Source organism: Cronobacter sp. EKM101R (assembly GCF_963888145.1).
Classification (GTDB): domain Bacteria; phylum Pseudomonadota; class Gammaproteobacteria; order Enterobacterales; family Enterobacteriaceae; genus Cronobacter; species Cronobacter turicensis.
Map to the genome: position 1 here is coordinate 185,007 of NZ_CAWPHW010000052.1, position 17,816 is coordinate 202,822.

17 protein-coding genes are annotated in these 17,816 nt (G+C 57.2%); 8 read left to right on the forward strand and 9 right to left on the reverse strand.

What is annotated here, in order from left to right; genetic code table 11:
* Positions 1–316: 316 nt before the first annotated feature.
* A complete protein-coding gene (gene acnB, locus AACV31_RS20010) occupies positions 317–2,914 on the forward strand; it encodes a bifunctional aconitate hydratase 2/2-methylisocitrate dehydratase (RefSeq protein WP_165155922.1) in 2,598 nt (865 codons plus the stop codon).
* An 85-nt stretch (positions 2,915–2,999) separates the two neighbouring features.
* On the opposite strand, the gene AACV31_RS20015 is transcribed toward acnB, so the two are convergent.
* Positions 3,000–3,380: a hypothetical protein gene (locus AACV31_RS20015; protein ID WP_007768674.1), complete on the reverse strand. Its 381-nt coding sequence runs from the start codon at positions 3,378–3,380 to the stop codon at positions 3,000–3,002.
* 183 nt (positions 3,381–3,563) lie between these two features.
* On the opposite strand from AACV31_RS20015, the gene yacL reads away from it, so the two are divergent.
* The gene (gene yacL, locus AACV31_RS20020; RefSeq protein WP_007707680.1) at positions 3,564–3,929 is read left to right on the forward strand and encodes a protein YacL; all 366 of its coding nucleotides are present in this window, start codon (positions 3,564–3,566) and stop codon (positions 3,927–3,929) included.
* Between the two features lie 27 nt (positions 3,930–3,956).
* Here the strand turns inward: yacL and speD are convergent, their stop codons facing one another.
* The 3 genes from speD to AACV31_RS20035 form a co-directional block, all read right to left on the reverse strand.
* Positions 3,957–4,751 carry an adenosylmethionine decarboxylase gene (gene speD, locus AACV31_RS20025; RefSeq protein ID WP_075197716.1) on the reverse strand — a complete coding sequence of 265 codons (795 nt, stop codon included), beginning with the start codon at positions 4,749–4,751 and terminating at the stop codon, positions 3,957–3,959.
* Between the two features lie 14 nt (positions 4,752–4,765).
* Positions 4,766–5,617: a polyamine aminopropyltransferase gene (speE, locus tag AACV31_RS20030; protein WP_032806177.1), complete on the reverse strand. Its 852-nt coding sequence runs from the start codon at positions 5,615–5,617 to the stop codon at positions 4,766–4,768.
* A gap of 124 nt (positions 5,618–5,741) precedes the next feature.
* Positions 5,742–6,089 carry a YacC family pilotin-like protein gene (locus AACV31_RS20035; RefSeq protein WP_015386992.1) on the reverse strand — a complete coding sequence of 116 codons (348 nt, stop codon included), beginning with the start codon at positions 6,087–6,089 and terminating at the stop codon, positions 5,742–5,744.
* A 219-nt stretch (positions 6,090–6,308) separates the two neighbouring features.
* Between AACV31_RS20035 and cueO the strand changes: the two genes are divergently transcribed.
* Positions 6,309–7,871, forward strand: a complete 1,563-nt coding sequence (gene cueO / locus AACV31_RS20040) for a multicopper oxidase CueO (protein WP_165155924.1) — start codon at positions 6,309–6,311, stop codon at positions 7,869–7,871.
* 250 nt (positions 7,872–8,121) lie between these two features.
* On the opposite strand, the gene AACV31_RS20045 is transcribed toward cueO, so the two are convergent.
* Complete coding sequence (locus AACV31_RS20045; RefSeq protein WP_075197714.1) at positions 8,122–10,518, reverse strand: glucose/quinate/shikimate family membrane-bound PQQ-dependent dehydrogenase; 2,397 nt, start codon at positions 10,516–10,518, stop codon at positions 8,122–8,124.
* Between the two features lie 192 nt (positions 10,519–10,710).
* On the opposite strand from AACV31_RS20045, the gene hpt reads away from it, so the two are divergent.
* Complete coding sequence (gene hpt, locus AACV31_RS20050) at positions 10,711–11,247, forward strand: hypoxanthine phosphoribosyltransferase (RefSeq protein WP_165155926.1); 537 nt, start codon at positions 10,711–10,713, stop codon at positions 11,245–11,247.
* A 54-nt stretch (positions 11,248–11,301) separates the two neighbouring features.
* Here the strand turns inward: hpt and can are convergent, their stop codons facing one another.
* Positions 11,302–11,964 carry a carbonate dehydratase gene (can, locus tag AACV31_RS20055; RefSeq protein ID WP_012815327.1) on the reverse strand — a complete coding sequence of 221 codons (663 nt, stop codon included), beginning with the start codon at positions 11,962–11,964 and terminating at the stop codon, positions 11,302–11,304.
* 108 nt (positions 11,965–12,072) lie between these two features.
* Between can and AACV31_RS20060 the strand changes: the two genes are divergently transcribed.
* From AACV31_RS20060 to AACV31_RS20075, 4 genes are all read left to right on the forward strand, one after another.
* A complete protein-coding gene (locus AACV31_RS20060; protein WP_007768866.1) occupies positions 12,073–12,999 on the forward strand; it encodes an ABC transporter ATP-binding protein in 927 nt (308 codons plus the stop codon).
* Positions 12,996–13,766, forward strand: coding sequence for an ABC transporter permease (locus AACV31_RS20065; protein WP_007768867.1), 771 nt, complete (start codon positions 12,996–12,998; stop codon positions 13,764–13,766). Before AACV31_RS20060 ends, AACV31_RS20065 begins: the two co-directional genes overlap by 4 nt.
* An 87-nt stretch (positions 13,767–13,853) precedes the next feature.
* On the forward strand, positions 13,854–14,285 hold the full coding sequence (locus AACV31_RS20070; RefSeq protein WP_007768868.1) for a PTS sugar transporter subunit IIA: 432 nt from the start codon (positions 13,854–13,856) through the stop codon (positions 14,283–14,285).
* 79 nt (positions 14,286–14,364) lie between these two features.
* Positions 14,365–15,612 (forward strand): polysaccharide deacetylase family protein, encoded by a 1,248-nt coding sequence (locus AACV31_RS20075; RefSeq protein WP_105538010.1) that lies wholly within the window; start codon positions 14,365–14,367, stop codon positions 15,610–15,612.
* Positions 15,613–15,657: 45 nt separating this feature from the next.
* Here the strand turns inward: AACV31_RS20075 and panD are convergent, their stop codons facing one another.
* The 3 genes from panD to panB all read right to left on the reverse strand — a co-directional run bounded on the left by panD (position 15,658) and on the right by panB (position 17,797).
* On the reverse strand, positions 15,658–16,038 hold the full coding sequence (gene panD, locus AACV31_RS20080) for an aspartate 1-decarboxylase (RefSeq protein WP_004387652.1): 381 nt from the start codon (positions 16,036–16,038) through the stop codon (positions 15,658–15,660).
* 97 nt (positions 16,039–16,135) lie between these two features.
* Positions 16,136–16,990, reverse strand: a complete 855-nt coding sequence (gene panC, locus AACV31_RS20085) for a pantoate--beta-alanine ligase (protein ID WP_165155928.1) — start codon at positions 16,988–16,990, stop codon at positions 16,136–16,138.
* A gap of 12 nt (positions 16,991–17,002) precedes the next feature.
* Positions 17,003–17,797 carry a 3-methyl-2-oxobutanoate hydroxymethyltransferase gene (gene panB, locus AACV31_RS20090; protein WP_165155930.1) on the reverse strand — a complete coding sequence of 265 codons (795 nt, stop codon included), beginning with the start codon at positions 17,795–17,797 and terminating at the stop codon, positions 17,003–17,005.
* Positions 17,798–17,816 lie beyond the last annotated feature (19 nt).

Below are 17,816 nucleotides of genomic sequence, written 5' to 3' on the forward strand. Positions count from 1 at the left end.
TGGCATGCTTCATCGTGTGTTGAGCTTGCCGCACAAACTGTACAACGGTGCCTGCTACCACCCGCGTACAACAGAGAAACCGCCACACGGCGGTTTTTTTGTGCCCCAAAACACACTTCTGAAACGCCTTCTGCGCAGCTTAACGATTCAGCAAATATTTAATGTTGCTTTTTTGTAAACAGATTAACACCCCATCAAATTCCTGCTATTCTCCCCGTCGCGGATCCGGGCATTTACCCTACAAACTGCTGTCTCACAGGAGCGTGAAGAGAGAAGCCTGGCTCCCACTATGACAATGAGAGCGAGGAGAACCGTCGTGCTAGAAGAATACCGTAAGCACGTAGCTGAGCGTGCCGCCGAGGGGATTGTAGCCAAACCCTTAGATGCAACCCAAATGGCCGCACTCGTCGAGCTGCTGAAGAACCCGCCTGCGGGTGAAGAAGAGTTTCTGTTAGACCTGCTGATCAACCGCGTACCCCCGGGCGTTGACGAAGCCGCCTATGTAAAAGCAGGTTTCCTTGCCGCTGTCGCCAAAGGCGAAGCCACCTCCCCGCTGGTAACCCCTGAAAAAGCCGTTGAACTCTTAGGCACCATGCAGGGCGGTTACAACATCCATCCGCTGATCGAAGCGCTGGATAACGACACGCTGGCGCCGATTGCCGCCAAAGCGCTGTCCCATACGCTGCTGATGTTCGATAACTTCTACGATGTGGAAGAGAAGGCGAAAGCGGGTAACGCTTACGCGAAGCAGATCATGCAGTCCTGGGCCGACGCCGAATGGTTCCTGTCTCGTCCCGCGCTGGCAGACAAAATCACCGTCACCGTGTTTAAAGTGACCGGTGAAACCAACACCGACGATCTCTCTCCGGCGCCGGATGCCTGGTCGCGCCCGGATATCCCGCTGCACGCCCTGGCGATGCTGAAAAACGCCCGTGAAGGCATTGAGCCGGATCAACCTGGCGTGGTCGGCCCGATCAAACAGATCGAAGCGCTGAACCAGAAAGGCTTCCCGCTGGCCTACGTCGGCGATGTCGTCGGCACCGGCTCCTCCCGTAAATCCGCCACCAACTCCGTGCTGTGGTTTATGGGCGATGACATCCCGTACGTGCCGAACAAACGCGGCGGTGGCGTGGTGCTGGGCGGCAAAATCGCGCCTATTTTCTTCAACACTATGGAAGATGCGGGCGCGCTGCCTATCGAAGTGGACGTCTCTTTGCTGAATATGGGCGATGTGATTGACATCTATCCGTTCAAAGGCGAAGTACGTAATCACGAAACCGGCGAGCTGCTGGCGAATTTTGAACTCAAAACCGACGTACTGATCGACGAAGTACGCGCGGGCGGTCGTATTCCGCTGATTATCGGCCGCGGCCTGACCACCAAAGCGCGTGAAGCGCTGGGCCTGCCACACAGCGACGTGTTCCGTCACGCGAAAGATGTGGCTGAAAGCAACCGCGGTTACTCGCTGGCGCAGAAAATGGTCGGTCGCGCCTGCGGCGTCGCCGGCGTCCGTCCGGGCGCGTATTGCGAGCCGAAAATGACCTCCGTAGGCTCACAGGACACCACCGGGCCGATGACCCGTGATGAACTGAAAGACCTGGCGTGCCTCGGCTTCTCCGCCGATCTCGTGATGCAGTCCTTCTGCCACACGGCGGCGTATCCGAAGCCGGTTGACGTTACCACGCACCACACCCTGCCGGACTTCATCATGAACCGCGGCGGCGTGTCGCTGCGTCCTGGCGATGGCGTCATTCACTCCTGGCTGAACCGCATGCTGCTGCCGGATACCGTCGGCACCGGTGGTGATTCCCACACCCGTTTCCCGATCGGGATTTCGTTCCCGGCGGGCTCTGGCCTGGTAGCGTTCGCTGCCGCGACCGGCGTGATGCCGCTCGATATGCCGGAATCCGTTCTGGTGCGCTTTAAAGGCCAGATGCAGCCGGGCATTACGCTTCGCGATCTGGTGCATGCAATCCCGTACTACGCGATTCAGCAGGGCCTGCTGACCGTTGAGAAGAAAGGGAAGAAAAACATCTTCTCTGGTCGCATTCTGGAAATCGAAGGGCTGCCGGATCTGAAAGTTGAGCAGGCCTTTGAGCTGACCGACGCCTCTGCCGAGCGTTCTGCGGCGGGCTGTACCATCAAGCTCAACCAGGAGCCGATCATTGAGTATCTCAGCTCCAACATCGTGCTGCTGAAGTGGATGATTGCGGAAGGCTACGGCGATCGTCGTACGCTGGAGCGTCGTATCCAGGGCATGGAGAAGTGGCTGGCCGATCCGCAACTGCTGGAAGCCGATGCTGACGCCGAATACGCGGCGGTGATCGAGATCGATCTCAATGAGATTAAAGAGCCGATTCTCTGCGCACCGAACGATCCGGACGACGCGCGTCTGCTCTCTGACGTCACTGGCGATAAGATTGACGAAGTGTTTATCGGCTCGTGCATGACCAACATCGGTCACTTCCGTGCGGCGGGTAAGCTGCTGGATACCCATAAAGGCCAGCTGCCGACCCGTCTGTGGGTGGCCCCGCCGACCCGTATGGATGCCGCGCAGCTCACTGAAGAGGGCTATTACAGCGTCTTCGGTAAGAGCGGCGCGCGTATCGAGATCCCGGGCTGCTCGCTGTGCATGGGTAACCAGGCGCGTGTGGCAGACGGCGCGACGGTGGTGTCCACCTCAACCCGTAACTTCCCGAACCGTCTCGGTACTGGCGCAAACGTCTATCTGGCGTCTGCCGAACTCGCCGCCGTCGCGGCGCTGATTGGTCGCCTGCCGACGCCGGACGAGTATCAGCAGTTCATGTCCCAGGTCGATAAAACTGCGCTGGACACGTACCGTTATCTGAACTTCGACCAGCTGGATCAGTACACTGAGAAAGCAGACGGCGTGATTTTCCAGACGGCGGTATAACGCAAGCCTGCCCGGCGTGACTCGCGTCGGGACAGCCAGTAAAAAGGGAAGCCAGTGGCTTCCCTTTTTTATTGCGCTGAACGGCTCAGGATTCCGCTTTGCCGTCGTAGCGCGGCAGACTCACGACCGGGTAGGTAAACTCGCCCTCCACCTGACAGCGTTCCGGTTTCTGCTTGCCGGCATCAAACAGCACATAGCGCTCCTTTTCCGGGAAATAGATCAGATCGTCGCCGTTACGAAACGAAATGGTTTCATAAGGCGTGCCGTTGTCGGTTTTGCTCTTCTCAATGCCGGAGGCTATCTGGAAGTGGTCTTCCCACTTCATGGTCGAGAGATGATATTTAAAAAAGGAGACCAGCACGTTGCCGCGGTTAACGCATTCAAGGCGAACCGCTTCGCCGGCATACGCGTGGGAGAGCGGCAGCGCGGCGAGCAGCAGCGCGCGGCGCAGAAGAGTAAAGTTCACAGGCAACCCCATTACAACAGCACTTAAGATAAACCAAGAGTAACACAGCGAATGCAACGGCTCGTCTACGACGGTGTTTTCAGTTTCGTCGGCGGCTGCGCTTTTCTTTCCGTTTCATGCTGCGATAATAACAAGAGATAAACAATGCAGCGGCCAGGCGACGCCTGACCAGAGGAAAACACCATGGATTATGAATTCTTGCGCGACATCACCGGCGTGGTGAAAGTCCGCCTCTCAATGGGCCACGAAGCGCTCGGGCACTGGTTCAACGAAGAGGTGAAAGGCAATCTGGCGCTGCTGGATGAAGTTGAAGCGGCAGCGCGAGACGTAAAGGGCAGCGAGCGGCAGTGGCAGAAAACCGGCCATGAATACACGCTGTGGCTGGATGGCGAAGAAGTGATGGTGCGCGCCAATCAGCTGGAGTTTTCCGGCGACGAAATGGAAGAAGGGATGAGCTACTACGATGAAGAGAGCCTGTCGCTCTGCGGCGTTGAGGATTTCCTTCAGGTGGTGCAGGCGTACCGCGACTTTCTGGCGCAATACGGATAACGCGGCGCCTCCGTGCGCCGCGCAGGGTTATACGGACGGAATATTGCGTCCGTAATAGATTTCACGCATCTCTTTCCAGAGCAGGTCAGTAATGACCTTGCGCTCTTCTTCGGTTAACTCTTCCGGCCGGGTATGGAACATGTAGTGCTTAAGGTCGAACTCTTTAAGCAGCATTTTGGTATGGAAGATGTTTTCCTGATAAACGTTCACGTCCATCATGTCATACAGCGATTTAATGTCGTCAGACATAAAGTTCTGTATTGAGTTAATCTCATGATCGATAAAGTGTTTCATGCCATTCACGTCGCGGGTAAAACCGCGCACACGATAGTCGATGGTCACGATATCGGATTCAAGCTGGTGAATTAAATAATTCAGCGCCTTCAGAGGCGAAATCACGCCGCAGGTCGACACTTCAATGTCGGCGCGAAAGGTGCACAGGCCGCCTTCAGGGTGGCTTTCCGGGTAGGTGTGGACGCAGATATGGCTCTTGTCGAGGTGCGCGACCACCGTCTCCGGCAGCGGGCCGGGGTGCTCGGTTTTGTCGATAAGCTGCGGGTCGACGGGTTCTTCGCTCACCAGAATCGTGACGCTGGCGCCCTGGGGCTCATAGTCCTGACGTGCGATATTCAGAATATTGGCGCCGATAATCGAGCAGGTTTCCGTCAGGATTTCCGTAAGACGGTTGGCGTTATAGAGTTCATCGATATACGCGATATAGCCATCGCGCTCTTCCGCCGTTTTGGCGTAGCAAATATCGTAAATACAAAAACTCAGGCTTTTGGTCAGGTTGTTAAAGCCATGCAGTTTCAGCTTTTTCAATTTTTATCACCTCCTTAGGATGCCTGAGACGCCAGGGCATCTTGCAAATATTGCGGCAGAGCGAAAGCTGCCGTATGAATGGCCGGATTGTAATAACGGCACTTCAGCCCCGCGGTGTGAAAGCGCGCCTGTAAGGTTTCGAGCGGGAGTTTGCGCAGGGCGTCGTTATCGGTCGCCCAGGCGAACGTCATAATGCCGCCGTAGTAGGTGGGAATGGCCGCCTGATAAAAGCTCACGTCGCCGAAGTAGTGGCTGAGCTTTTTATGGCTGTCGATGGCTTCATCCTGCTGGAGAAAGCAGACGCCGTTCTGCGCGACGAAAATCCCGCCCGGATTCAGGCAGCGTTTGCACCCTTCATAGAACGCCGACGTGAACAGGCTCTCTCCCGGCCCGATGGGATCGGTGCAGTCGGAGATAATCACATCGAATTTCTGGGTCGTCTGGTTGACGAAATTCACGCCGTCGTCAATCACCAGCGTAAAGCGCGGATCGTCATAGCTACCGGCATTGTGGTTAGGCAGATGCTCGCGGCAAAACGCCACCACGCCCGCGTCGATTTCCACCATCGTGATAGATTCCACGCCCTGGTGGCGGGTCACTTCACGCAGCATGGCGCCGTCGCCGCCGCCGATAATCAGCACGCGTTTCGCGTGGCCGTGGGCCAGCAGCGGGACATGCGTCATCATCTCGTGATAGATAAACTCGTCGCGTTCGGTGGTTTGCACCACGCCGTCCAGCGCCATCACCCGGCCAAAGGCGGAGTTTTCGAAAATGATCAGATCCTGATGATCGGTCTTTTCGCGATAGAGCACTTTGTCGACGGCAAAGTATTGACCAAACTGATCGTGCAGCGTTTCGTGCCACATTGGATTCTCGGTCACTGGCTGATACCTCCTTCGTTAACAACCCTTAAAAACGGGCGCAACATCATAGCTAACTATGACCGTGGATGCACGGTCACCATTTCACCAAAGGAGCAGGGGAGGGGGATTACTTCACGTAGGCAAGCAGGCTTAACGAATCACGCGCCAGGGCTTTGCACTTTTTAGCGGTAGGAATAGCGATGCCGCTCAGATCGCGGTAACTGTCCTCGCCGAGCGCCTTCATATTAAAGCTGTCGTAATTGCTTAAATCCCACTGATTCTGCTGGGCGAAAAAGACCAGCGCGCGGCGGATCTGGCCGTTCGGCAGGTTCTGGTAGCCACAATCATTTTTCAGAAATACAAAAACAGCCGTCAGGTCGGCCATGTCTTCCGCTTCTGATTCACTGAGCGCAAAACTGTTGGTGGAAAAGGCCAACAGACAGCCCAGAAACATCAGCCTGACTACTTTTCTCATCACGTCTACCACTCGCCAACCGATACCCAACGATAGCACATTTCGTTCAGGCGCGACGAGGAGATTTATGCGGGCAGACGGCGGTTCCAGCGCCTTTCTGAACGCGTTTTTATTCACAAATTCGCTGTGCGTATTACCGTAATGACGCGCAGAACTTGACCTTCCCGCAAGGGGAGGGTTTAAGCTCAACGAATGCACGTTGACGATAAGGACGGGAAGATGCAACGCCGAGATTTTATTAAGTATACCGCCGCGCTGGGGGCGATAAGCGCGCTGCCGACATGGAGCCGGGCCGCGTTTGCCGCAGAGCAACCCGCGCTGCCCATCCCCGCGCTGCTGACGCCGGACGCCCGCAGTAGTATTCAGCTCACGGTTCAGGCGGGTAAAACCGCGTTTGCGGGCAAAAATGTCACGACCTGGGGCTATAACGGTTCGCTGCTGGGCCCGGCGATAAAACTGCGCCAGGGCAAGCCGGTAAATGTCAATATCCGCAATAACCTCGCCGAAGCGACCACGTTGCACTGGCACGGTCTGGAAGTGCCGGGGGCGGTGGACGGCGGGCCGCAGGGCATTATCGCGCCGGGCCAGACGCGCAGCGTGAGCTTCACGCCCGAGCAGCGCGCCGCAACCTGCTGGTTTCACCCGCATCAGCATGGCAAAACCGGTCATCAGGTAGCGATGGGGCTGGCGGGGCTGTTGCTTATCGAAGATACCGAAAGCCTGCAACTGATGCTGCCCAAAATCTGGGGCGTCGACGACGTGCCGCTGATCATTCAGGACAAGAAATTTACCGCTGACGGCCAGGTCGATTATCAGCTGGATGTCATGACCGCTGCGGTGGGCTGGTTTGGCGATACGCTACTGTGCAACGGCGCGCTTTATCCGCAGCATACGCCGCCGAAAGGGTGGCTGCGTCTGCGTCTGCTGAACGGCTGTAACGCGCGTTCGCTGAAAATCGCCGCGAGCGATAACCGCCCGCTGTACGTTATCGCCAGCGACGGCGGCCTGCTGGCGGAGCCGGTGAAAGTGACTGAACTGCCGATGCTGATGGGCGAGCGTTTTGAAGTGCTGGTGGATACCAGCGACGCGCGGCCTTTCGATATCGTGACATTGCCGGTCACACAAATGGGCATGACGGTCGCGCCATTTGATAAACCGCAGCCGGTGGTGCGTATTCAGCCTGTCGTGGTGCCCGCCTCAGGGACGCTGCCGGATAAGCTGGTGGACGTTCCGGCGCTGCCTTCGCTCGACGGCCTTCAGGCGCGCTGGCTGCAATTAATGATGGACCCGATGCTGGATATGATGGGCATGGATGAACTGGCAAAGCGCTACGGTAAGCAGGCGCTGGCAGGGAATTCGCACGGACAGATGATGGGCCAGATGGGGCACGGGAAGATGTCGCATGGCGGCATGGGCCACGATGGTCACGGGTTCGATTTCCATAACGCCAACAAAATTAACGGCAAAGCCTTTGATATGAACACGCCCGCGTTTGCGGCGGCGCTTGGCAAATATGAGCGCTGGACCATTTCCGGCGAGGGCGACATGATGCTGCATCCGTTCCATATCCACGGTACGCAGTTCCGCATTTTGGCCGAGAACGGCAAGCCGCCCGCCGCGCATCGCGCCGGATGGAAAGATACGGTATGGGTGGAAGGCGCGCGCAGCGAAGTGCTGGTGCGGTTTGATTACGCGGCGTCAGCCGAGCATGCCTATATGGCGCATTGCCATTTGTTAGAGCATGAAGACACCGGGATGATGTTAGGGTTTACGGTGGCGTGATGGATGCGCGTTAATGGCGGGTGCGCTTCGCTTACCTGCCCTACGGTAAGGGCGGTGAGATTGATATGGCGGCTGCGCTGCGCTTACCCGCCCTACAAAAGGATTACAGTGAGCTCTGTGTAGGGTGGGTAAGCGAAGCGCACCCACCGGTTCCCGAATAAATACACTGGTCCCAAATAACACCCGGCCCACAACCCGCGCCCATAAAAAAAGCCCCTCGATGAGGGGCTTTTTGCTTTCCGATACGGTTTTACTTCGCATCATCCGGCAGGGCATAGGCAACGATGTAGTCGCCCATTTTGGTGCCGAACGAACCGTGGCCGCCTGCGGAGATCACGACATACTGCTTGCCGTTCACTTCATAGGTCATCGGCGTCGCCTGGCCGCCAGCCGGCAGGCGGGCTTCCCACAGCTTCTCGCCGTTGGTCACGTTGTACGCGCGCAGATAGTTATCCGCGGTCGCACCGATGAACAGCACGTTGCCGCCGGTGGTGATCGGGCCGCCAAGCATCGGCATACCCATGTTAAACGGCACCGCGAACGGCATCGGGAACGGCATGCTGTCGCGCGGCGTACCGATACGTTTTTTCCACACCACGTCGTTGGTCTTCAGATCCAGCGCGGAGATATAACCCCATGCCGGCTGCTTACACGGCAGACCAAACGGAGAGAGGAACGGGTTCAGGGTAACGCCGTACGGCACGCCATACTGCGGCTGGATACCAGCTTCAGTACCGGTGCCCTTCGCGTCTTTCGGCTGCTCCATCGGGTTACCCGGACCACGCGGGATAAGCTTCGATACGAACGGCAGCGCCATCGGGTTGGCAATCGCCACCTGACGGTGCGGGTCAACGGCCAGGCCGCCCCATTCGAACATCCCCAGGTTACCCGGGAACACCAGCGTGCCCTGCTCGGACGGCGGCGTGAAGATACCTTCGTAACGCAGGCTGTGGAACATCACGCGGCAGACCAGCTGGTCATACATCGTGGCGCCCCACATATCCGCGCCGCTCAGATCTTTCTTCGGACGGAAGGAAAGGTCAGAGAACGGCTGCGTCGGCGTCACGTAGTCGCCTTTCGCGGCGCCCTGCGGAACCGGTTTTTCCGGCGCCGGAACGACGAGCTTACCGTTGCGGCGATCCAGCACGAAAATGTTGCCGGTTTTCGCTGGCGCGTAGATGACCGGAACGGTTTCGCCTTTCACGGTAATGTCGGCAAGGGTCGGCTGCGCAGGCAGGTCCATATCCCACAGGTCGTGGTGAACGGTCTGATAAGACCATACCAGCTTACCGGTAGACGCGTTCAGCGCGACGATGGAGCTCGCGTAGCGTTCCTGCTCCGGTGTGCGATTACCGCCCCAGATATCCGGCGTGGTCACGCCCATCGGCAGGTAAACCATGTCGAGTTTCGCATCATAAGACGCCGGCGCCCAGGAGTTCGGGGAGTTCAGCGAGAAATGATGTTCATCCGCCGGGATCGCATTCGGGTCTTTCGCGCCCGGATCGAACGCCCACAGCAGTTTACCGGTGTTGATATCAAAACCACGGATGACGCCGGACGGCTCACGGGTGGAGAAGTTATCGGTCACCGCGCCTGCAATGACAATCACCTTATCGGTGACGATCGGCGGCGATGTCGGCTCGTACATACCTGGTGTGGTCACCGGCATGTTGGTTTGCAGGTTCAGAATGCCTTTATTAGCGAAGCTTTCGCACAGCTTGCCGTTATCCGCATTCACCGCAAACAGACGACCGTCGTTCACCGGCAGGATAATACGACGCGGACAATCCGCGACGACATCCGGGTTGGCATTCGCCGTGGTCGCTTCGTGATACGACACGCCGCGGCACGTGACGTGCTGGAAGGTCGGGTTCGTATTCAGTTGCGGATCGAAGTGCCATTTCTCTTTACCGGTCGCGGCATCAACGGCGAAAAGACGCTGGTGCGCGGTGCAAAGGAACAGGGTGTCGCCGACTTTAATTGGCGTCACTTCGTTAGTAATTTCACCTGGGTCATTCGGCAGCTTCAGGTCGCCAGTGCGGAACACCCAGGCTTCTTTCAGCTGATGAACGTTGTCGGTGTTGATCTGCTTGAGCGGGGAGTAACGCTGGCCTTCCTGGTTACGCCCGTAAGCCGGCCAGTCGCCGTCAGGAATGCTCTGGCTGCCGTTCACGGCGGCAGGGGTGCTGTCCGCGCTGAGCGTGCCGTTGATTTCCTGCGGATCGTTAAAGCCTGCCCAGAACAGCAGCCCAGCAGTGATGATTAACGAGACCAGCAGCGCCGGTACGCCTGCGCGAGACGGCGTGCTGAGGCGACGCCAGACGAACGGCAGAATCAGCCATACGCCGAAGAACACCAGCACGTCACAACGCGGCGTCAGCGCCCAGAAGTCGAAGCCGACTTCCCAGATGCCCCACGCCATCGTACCTAACAGGATGATTGCGTAGAGCCACAACGCCGCAGCGTTACGTTTCCACAGCAGCCAGGCGGTCGCCAGCATGCCTACCCCGGCGATGGGGTAGTACCAGGAACCACCGATTGAAACCAGCCATATACCACCAACCAATAAATACAGTCCTGATAATGCTGCGAACAGGGCTGTGAGAATCACGAGAAGTCGTGATTGTGTCTTTTTTGTTTCTTCCATAACCACACTCTTAATTTTTAAGTAGCAAGTTATTATAGTTGTTAACATATGTGATCTTAATCACAAAAAGAGCTTTTCGCACTTTTCTGTCGGAAGGGCGTTTTGCTGGTATACTGCCCCGCTTATCTATCGTTACCGGCGGCAGCCGCAGCGGGTATCGGTGATTTATTTTTAAATCAAACGGTTAGCGATATGAAACATACTGTTGAAGTGATGATTTCCGAGGCGGAAATTAAAGCGCGCGTCGAAGAACTGGGCCGTCAGATTACTGAACGTTATCAGGACAGCGGCAGCGAAATGGTGCTGGTAGGGCTGCTGCGCGGCTCATTTATGTTCATGGCGGACCTGTGCCGTCAGGTTCACGTGGCGCATGAAGTCGACTTTATGACCGCCTCCAGCTACGGCAGCGGCATGTCCTCCACGCGCGATGTCAAAATCCTTAAGGATCTGGATGAAGATATCCGTGGCAAAGATGTGTTGATCGTCGAAGATATTATCGACTCCGGCAACACGCTCTCCAAAGTGCGTGAAATCCTGAGCCTGCGCGAGCCGAAATCGCTCGCTATCTGTACGCTGCTTGATAAACCGTCGCGCCGTGAAGTGGATGTCGCCGTGGAATATGTCGGCTTCTCCATCCCGGATAAATTCGTGGTGGGCTACGGTATCGATTATGCCCAGCGCTATCGCCATCTGCCGTATATCGGCAACGTCGTGATGCGGGAAGAGTAAATCCGGCGCACAAAAAAGGGGCCAGCGGCCCCTTTTTTTATTTCACGCTCGCCCTTATTTATGGCTGGCGTGAGTTTTCTGGATATTGGATACGCCTTTGCGATAGCCCTGTTCCAGCGTTTCGCGGTCAGTGGCGGTCACGTCCAGATCGCGCAGAAGACCGTCGTGGATGCCGTAGGCCCAGCCGTGAAGCGTCACTTTCTGGCCGCGTTTCCAGGCGGACTGCATGATGGTGGAGTGGCCGAGGTTATAGACCTGCTCCATCACATTCAGTTCGCACAGCGTGTCGAGGCGTTTTTCCTGCGGCAGTTCGCCCAGCAGCGCGCTATGTTTAAACCAGATGTCGCGAATGTGCAGCAGCCAGTTGTTAATCAGGCCCAGTTCCGGGTTTTCCACCGCCGCCTGCACGCCGCCGCAGCCGTAGTGACCGCAGATGATGATGTGCTCAACTTCCAGCACGTCAACCGCGTACTGGACCACGGAGAGGCAGTTAAGGTCGGTGTGGATAACCAGGTTCGCCACGTTGCGGTGAACGAAAATCTCGCCCGGCTCAAGGCCAGTGAGGCGTTCAGCCGGTACGCGGCTGTCGGAACAACCGATCCACAGGAAGCGCGGTTTCTGCGCCTGCGCCAGACGTTCAAAAAAGCCAGGGTCTTCTTCCACCAGCATTTTTGACCAGACTTCGTTATTACTAATGAGTGTGCTGATATCTTTCATAGAGGTTAACAACCTGTAACCAGACAATTGCGTTGGGGTAATATAGGGCAACTAAACTTTTTTTTAAACCACACAACTTCTGCAAGTAAATAAGGTGACTGTACTTTCATGACCATTGCACTGGAACTGGAGCAGCTTAAAAAGACATATCCCGGCGGCGTGCAGGCGCTACGCGGCATTGATTTACAAGTCGAAGCGGGAGATTTCTACGCCCTGCTAGGGCCGAACGGCGCGGGGAAATCCACCACCATCGGCATCATCAGTTCGCTGGTAAATAAATCGTCCGGCCGGGTGCGCGTGTTTGGGTACGATCTGGAACGGGATGTGGTTAACGCGAAACGCCAGTTGGGTCTGGTGCCGCAGGAATTTAACTTCAACCCCTTCGAGACCGTGCAGCAGATCGTGGTGAACCAGGCGGGTTACTATGGCGTTGAGCGCCGCGAAGCGGTCGAGCGTAGCGAAAAGTATTTAAATCAGCTCGATCTGTGGGAAAAACGCAACGAACGTGCGCGTATGCTTTCAGGCGGGATGAAGCGTCGTCTGATGATTGCCCGCGCGCTGATGCATGAGCCAAAACTGCTGATCCTCGATGAGCCGACGGCGGGCGTGGATATCGAACTGCGCCGCTCTATGTGGGGCTTTCTGAAAGATCTTAACGATAAAGGCACCACGATTATCCTCACCACCCACTATCTCGAAGAGGCGGAGATGCTGTGTCGCAATATCGGCATCATCCAGCGTGGGGAGCTGGTGGAAAACACCTCGATGAAGTCGCTGCTATCCAAGCTTAAATCGGAGACGTTCATCCTCGATCTGGCCTCGAAAAGCCCGCTGCCGAAGCTCGAAGGCTATCAGTATCGTCTGGTGGATACCTCAACGCTTGAGGTGGAAGTGCTGCGCGAGCAGGGCATTAACAGCGTCTTTAATCAGCTGACCGCGCAGGGCGTTCAGGTGCTGAGTATGCGCAACAAAGCGAACCGTCTTGAAGAGCTGTTCGTCACGCTGGTGAATGATAAACAAGGAGAGCGCGCATGATGCAGCTTTACTGGGTCGCCCTGAAAAGTATCTGGGCGAAAGAGGTGAACCGATTTGCCCGCATCTGGATACAGACGCTGGTGCCGCCGGTCATCACCATGACCCTCTATTTTATTATCTTCGGCAACCTTATCGGCTCGCGTATCGGCGAAATGCATGGCTTCACGTACATGCAGTTTATCGTGCCGGGTCTTATCATGATGGCGGTCATTACTAACTCTTACGCCAACGTGGCGTCGTCGTTTTTCAGCGCCAAGTTCCAGCGCAATATCGAAGAGCTGCTGGTGGCCCCGGTCCCGACGCATGTGATTATCGCCGGTTACGTGGGCGGCGGCGTGGCGCGCGGGCTGTGCGTCGGTATTCTGGTGACCGCCGTGTCGCTGTTCTTCGTGCCGTTCCAGGTGCACTCATGGCTGTTTGTCGCCCTGACGCTGTTGATGACCGCCATTCTGTTCTCGCTCGCCGGGCTGCTGAATGCGGTGTTCGCCAAGACCTTTGACGATATCAGCCTGATCCCGACCTTCGTGCTGACGCCGCTGACCTATCTCGGCGGGGTGTTCTATTCGCTGACGCTGCTGCCGCCGTTCTGGCAGGCGCTGTCGCACTTGAACCCGATCGTCTACATGATTAGCGGTTTCCGCTTCGGTTTCCTTGGGATCTCCGATGTCCCGCTGCTGTTCACCGTCGCGGTGCTGGCGTGCTTTATCATCGCGTTCTATCTGCTGTGCTGGTATCTCATCAGCCGCGGGCGCGGCCTGCGTTCCTGACGGGCTAACCGCGTCGGCGTTGATGAAAATCACGCCGACGCGTCGCCACTTCGCTACACTATCCCGCCGTTTCGAAGGAGATTCACCATGCCAGGCTGGGTTATCGCCTGCCACGATTACATCGCCCGCGACTACGCGCAGCAGCTTGAAGCGCAGTTTGGCCCGCTTGCGCAGTGTCGGACGGTTGATTACTGGGCAGGGCTTAGCACCAATATGTTAAGCCGCATGATGTGCGATGCGCTCTGGCATGTGGATACGGGCGACGGTGTGATTTTCCTGACCGACACCCCCGGCGGCGCGCCGTATCGCGCGGCGGCGCTGATGAGTCACAAGCATCCGCATTGTGAAGTCATCGCTGGCGTCACCTTACCGCTGCTGATGCAGATGTATCCGCTGCGTGAATCGTTGACCAGCGAGGCGTTTCGCGATGCTATCGTGCAGGCGGGCGGCGAGGGCGTTACCAGCCTGTGGCATGAGCAACAAAAAAATCCCCCGTTTGTTTTACTGCACGATTACTGATAACCAGGTTTGGTATTCATGTCACTTTTGTTAAAATGTGCATAATTTCACCTCTGGCAGTCACTGTTCCATCACTCCTATGCTAAATCGTCTTTTTTTCTGTCTGCTGCTGCTGGCCGCAGGTGTCGCGCAGGCCAGCCTGCTCGGTCGCGAACAACCCTCTGCGCAATATATGCAAATCACCGAAGATGCCGCGATCTGGGCGAAGGTCGGCGATAGCGTTCAGACGGTCGGCACCGTCCGCGAAGGGCAACTGCTCGCCGTGGTGCCGATTGCCGCCGACTACTATGAATTTCGCTTCGGCTTCGGCACCGGGTTTATCGATAAAGCGCATCTGACCGACGTGCAGGGCAGTAACCGCGTAAAAGACAGTCTCGGCGATCTGAATAAGCCGCTCAGCAACCAGAATCTGCTCACCTGGCGGGATGTCACCATCTATAACGAGCCGGATGCGAACAGCGCGCCGTTCGGCACGCTCGCGGAAAATCTGCGTTACCCTGTCGTCGGCAAGCTGAAAGACCGCCTCAACCAGACCTGGTATCAGATCCGCATCGGCGACCGGCTGGGTTATATCAGTAGCCTGGACGCGCAGGAAGATAACGGCATTCCGGTGCTGACGTACCACCATATCCTGCGCGATGAAGAGAACACCCGGTTTCGCCACACCTCGACCACCACGTCCGTGCGCGCGTTCAGCAACCAGATGACATGGCTGCGCGATCAGGGCTATGCCACGATTAGCCTCTACGATCTCGACGGCTACGTGCATAACCGCGTGAATTTGCCCGCCCGCGCGGTGGCGATCACCTTCGACGATGGGCTGAAGTCGGTTTATCGCTACGCGTATCCGGTACTGAAAGAATATGGCTTTAAAGCGACGGCGTTTATTATCTCGTCGCGCATTAAGCGCCAGCCGCAGCGGTGGGAGCCGAAATCGCTCCAGTTTATGAGCGTTTCCGAGCTGAAATCGATTCAGGACGTGTTTGATATCCAGTCGCACACCCATTTTCTGCATCGCACCGACGGCGCGCGCCATCCGATTTTGTTAAGCCGCACGTATCACAACATTCTCTTTGATTTTCAGCGGTCTCGCCGCGCGCTCTCACAGTTCAATCCGCACGTGCTGTTTCTCTCTTATCCGTTCGGCGGGTATGACGACAAGGCGGTGAAGGCGGCGGGCGACGCCGGGTTTCATCTGGCGGTGACGACGGTGAAGGGGAAAGTGAAGCCGGGCGATAACCCGTATTTGCTCAAGCGGCTCTATATTCTGCGCACCGACTCGCTGGAGACGATGGCGAAAATCATCAGTAATCAGCCGCAGGGATAAAAAAAGCCCTCGCGAGGAGGGCGTTACGGCGAGGCGGGAGGGCGGTTACGCTACCTGCACCGGCACCGCTTTGGCGAGACGTTTCATCTCGTTGTCGCCGTCGAAATAGGCGACTTTCGGCTGCCAGCTGCGCGCCTGCTCATCCGGCATGGTCACGTAGCTTGCGATAATCAGGATATCGCCGACATCCGCGCAGTGGGCCGCCGCGCCGTTCACCGAAATGATCTTCGAGCCGCGCTCGCCCGCGATGGCGTAAGTCGAAAAGCGTTTGCCATTGGTCACGTTGTAGATATCAATGGCTTCATATTCCAGAATGCCCGCGGCCTCGAGGAAATCCTGATCGATGGCGCAGGAGCCTTCATAATGCAGGTCCGCCTGAGTAACTTTGACGCGGTGCAGTTTGCCCTGCAACATGGTGCGAATCATAACTTGAACCCTGTTTACCTGAATGTCGTCAGAGCCGGGCGGTGACCCGGCTCCAGGAATTTATCCCGGGCAGTATTGCCCTTTTTACCCATGCTGTCTACTGGGTTAATTCCACGGTCTGATTGTCGATTAACCGCGCCTGACCGAGCCACGCCGCCATCAGAATCACCGCGCGTTGGCTTGCCGGTGAGAGCGGCTGCAGCGTGTCGGCATCGCGGATTTGCAGGTCGTCCGGACGGAAACCTTTCTCGCTGAGTTCGTCGCTTGCCGCGGCGATAATCGCCTCCAGATCGCGCTCGCCCGCGCGCAGTTTGTCCGCCATCGCGTTCATTACTTTGCTTAAGCCCGGCGCGATTTTACGCTGGTCGCTGGTGAGATAGCCGTTACGGGAGCTGAGCGCCAGCCCGTCTTTGGCGCGTACCGTCGGCACGCCAACAATCTCGATGTCATAACCCATGTCGGCCGTCATTTTGCGGATCAGCGCGAGCTGCTGATAATCCTTTTCGCCAAAGCAGGCGACATCCGGCTGCACCAGGTTAAACAGCTTGCTGACCACGGTCGAGACGCCGCGGAAATGGCCCGGACGGCTTGCGCCTTCCAGCATGGTGGAGAGGCCCGGCACGTCAACATAGGTCTGGTCATTCATGCCCTGCGGATAGACCTCTTCCGGCGTAGGGGCGAACACGAAATCGGCGCCGCGTTTTTTCAGCTTTTCGCAATCTTCCTGAAGCGTGCGCGGGTAGCGCGCCAGATCGTCGGCGCGGTCAAACTGCATCGGATTAACGAAAATACTTACCACCACCGCGTCGGCGTTGGCTTTCGCCTCGTCCACCAGCTTCATATGGCCGTCGTGAAGATTGCCCATGGTCGGCACCAGAGCGATGCGTTTGCCTTCCATGCGCAGGCGACGGATCTGCTGGCGCAGCAGCGGCAAGGTTTCAATAATCAGCACAATGACACTCCTTTAGTGAAAACTGTGTTCTTCGCCCGGATACGCGCCGGACTCCACTTCAGCAATATACTGGCGCACCGCGGCGCGCATATCGCCCGCTTCAGCCAGGAAGTTTTTAGCGAATTTCGGGATGTGGCCGCCGGTAATGCCGAAGGCGTCATGCATCACGAGAATCTGCCCGTCAGTGACGTTACCGGCGCCGATGCCGATAACCGGAATGGAAAGCGCGTCGGTGATGCGCTGCGCCAGCGCGACCGGCACGCACTCCAGCACCAGAAGCTGCGCGCCTGCGGCTTCTAAAGCCAGCGCGTCGTTAAACAGCGTCTGCGCGGCGGCTTCATCGCGGCCCTGTACTTTATAGCCGCCGAAAATATTGACGGATTGCGGGGTCAGCCCCAGATGCCCACACACCGGCACCGCGCGCTCGGTCAGCATACGTACCGTGTCGGCAAGCCACTGGCCGCCTTCGATTTTCACCATATTGGCGCCCGCGCGCATGACGGCGGCGCTGTTTTCAAAGGCCTGCTCAGGCGTGGCATATGCCATAAACGGCAAGTCGGCGAGCAACAGACAGTGCGGCGCGCCGCGGCGTACAGCGCGCGTATGATAGGCGATGTCGTCGACGGTGACCGGCAGGGTCGAATCGTGTCCCTGGACGGTCATGCCCAGCGAATCTCCCACCAGCATGACGCCAATTCCTTCTTCTTCAAAGAGTTTCGCAAAGCTGAAATCGTAGGCGGTGATGGTGGCGAATTTTTTGCCGGTTTCCTTCAGGCGTCGCAATTGAGAAATGGTTGTCGGTTTCATGGGTGTCCCGCAAACAGAA

Coding starts and splice junctions, on each gene's coding strand:
- AACV31_RS20035 (WP_015386992.1), bottom strand. CDS start 6,089: ATGAGAAAAGTAGTCAGGCTGATGTTTCTGGGCTGTCTGTTGGCCTTT.
- AACV31_RS20070 (WP_007768868.1), top strand. CDS start 13,854: ATGCCAGGCTGGGTTATCGCCTGCCACGATTACATCGCCCGCGACTAC.
- AACV31_RS20060 (WP_007768866.1), top strand. CDS start 12,073: ATGACCATTGCACTGGAACTGGAGCAGCTTAAAAAGACATATCCCGGC.
- hpt (WP_165155926.1), top strand. CDS start 10,711: ATGAAACATACTGTTGAAGTGATGATTTCCGAGGCGGAAATTAAAGCG.
- panB (WP_165155930.1), bottom strand. CDS start 17,797: ATGAAACCGACAACCATTTCTCAATTGCGACGCCTGAAGGAAACCGGC.
- AACV31_RS20065 (WP_007768867.1), top strand. CDS start 12,996: ATGATGCAGCTTTACTGGGTCGCCCTGAAAAGTATCTGGGCGAAAGAG.
- cueO (WP_165155924.1), top strand. CDS start 6,309: ATGCAACGCCGAGATTTTATTAAGTATACCGCCGCGCTGGGGGCGATA.
- AACV31_RS20075 (WP_105538010.1), top strand. CDS start 14,365: ATGCTAAATCGTCTTTTTTTCTGTCTGCTGCTGCTGGCCGCAGGTGTC.
- panD (WP_004387652.1), bottom strand. CDS start 16,038: ATGATTCGCACCATGTTGCAGGGCAAACTGCACCGCGTCAAAGTTACT.
- speE (WP_032806177.1), bottom strand. CDS start 5,617: ATGTGGCACGAAACGCTGCACGATCAGTTTGGTCAATACTTTGCCGTC.
- AACV31_RS20045 (WP_075197714.1), bottom strand. CDS start 10,518: ATGGAAGAAACAAAAAAGACACAATCACGACTTCTCGTGATTCTCACA.
- yacL (WP_007707680.1), top strand. CDS start 3,564: ATGGATTATGAATTCTTGCGCGACATCACCGGCGTGGTGAAAGTCCGC.
- can (WP_012815327.1), bottom strand. CDS start 11,964: ATGAAAGATATCAGCACACTCATTAGTAATAACGAAGTCTGGTCAAAA.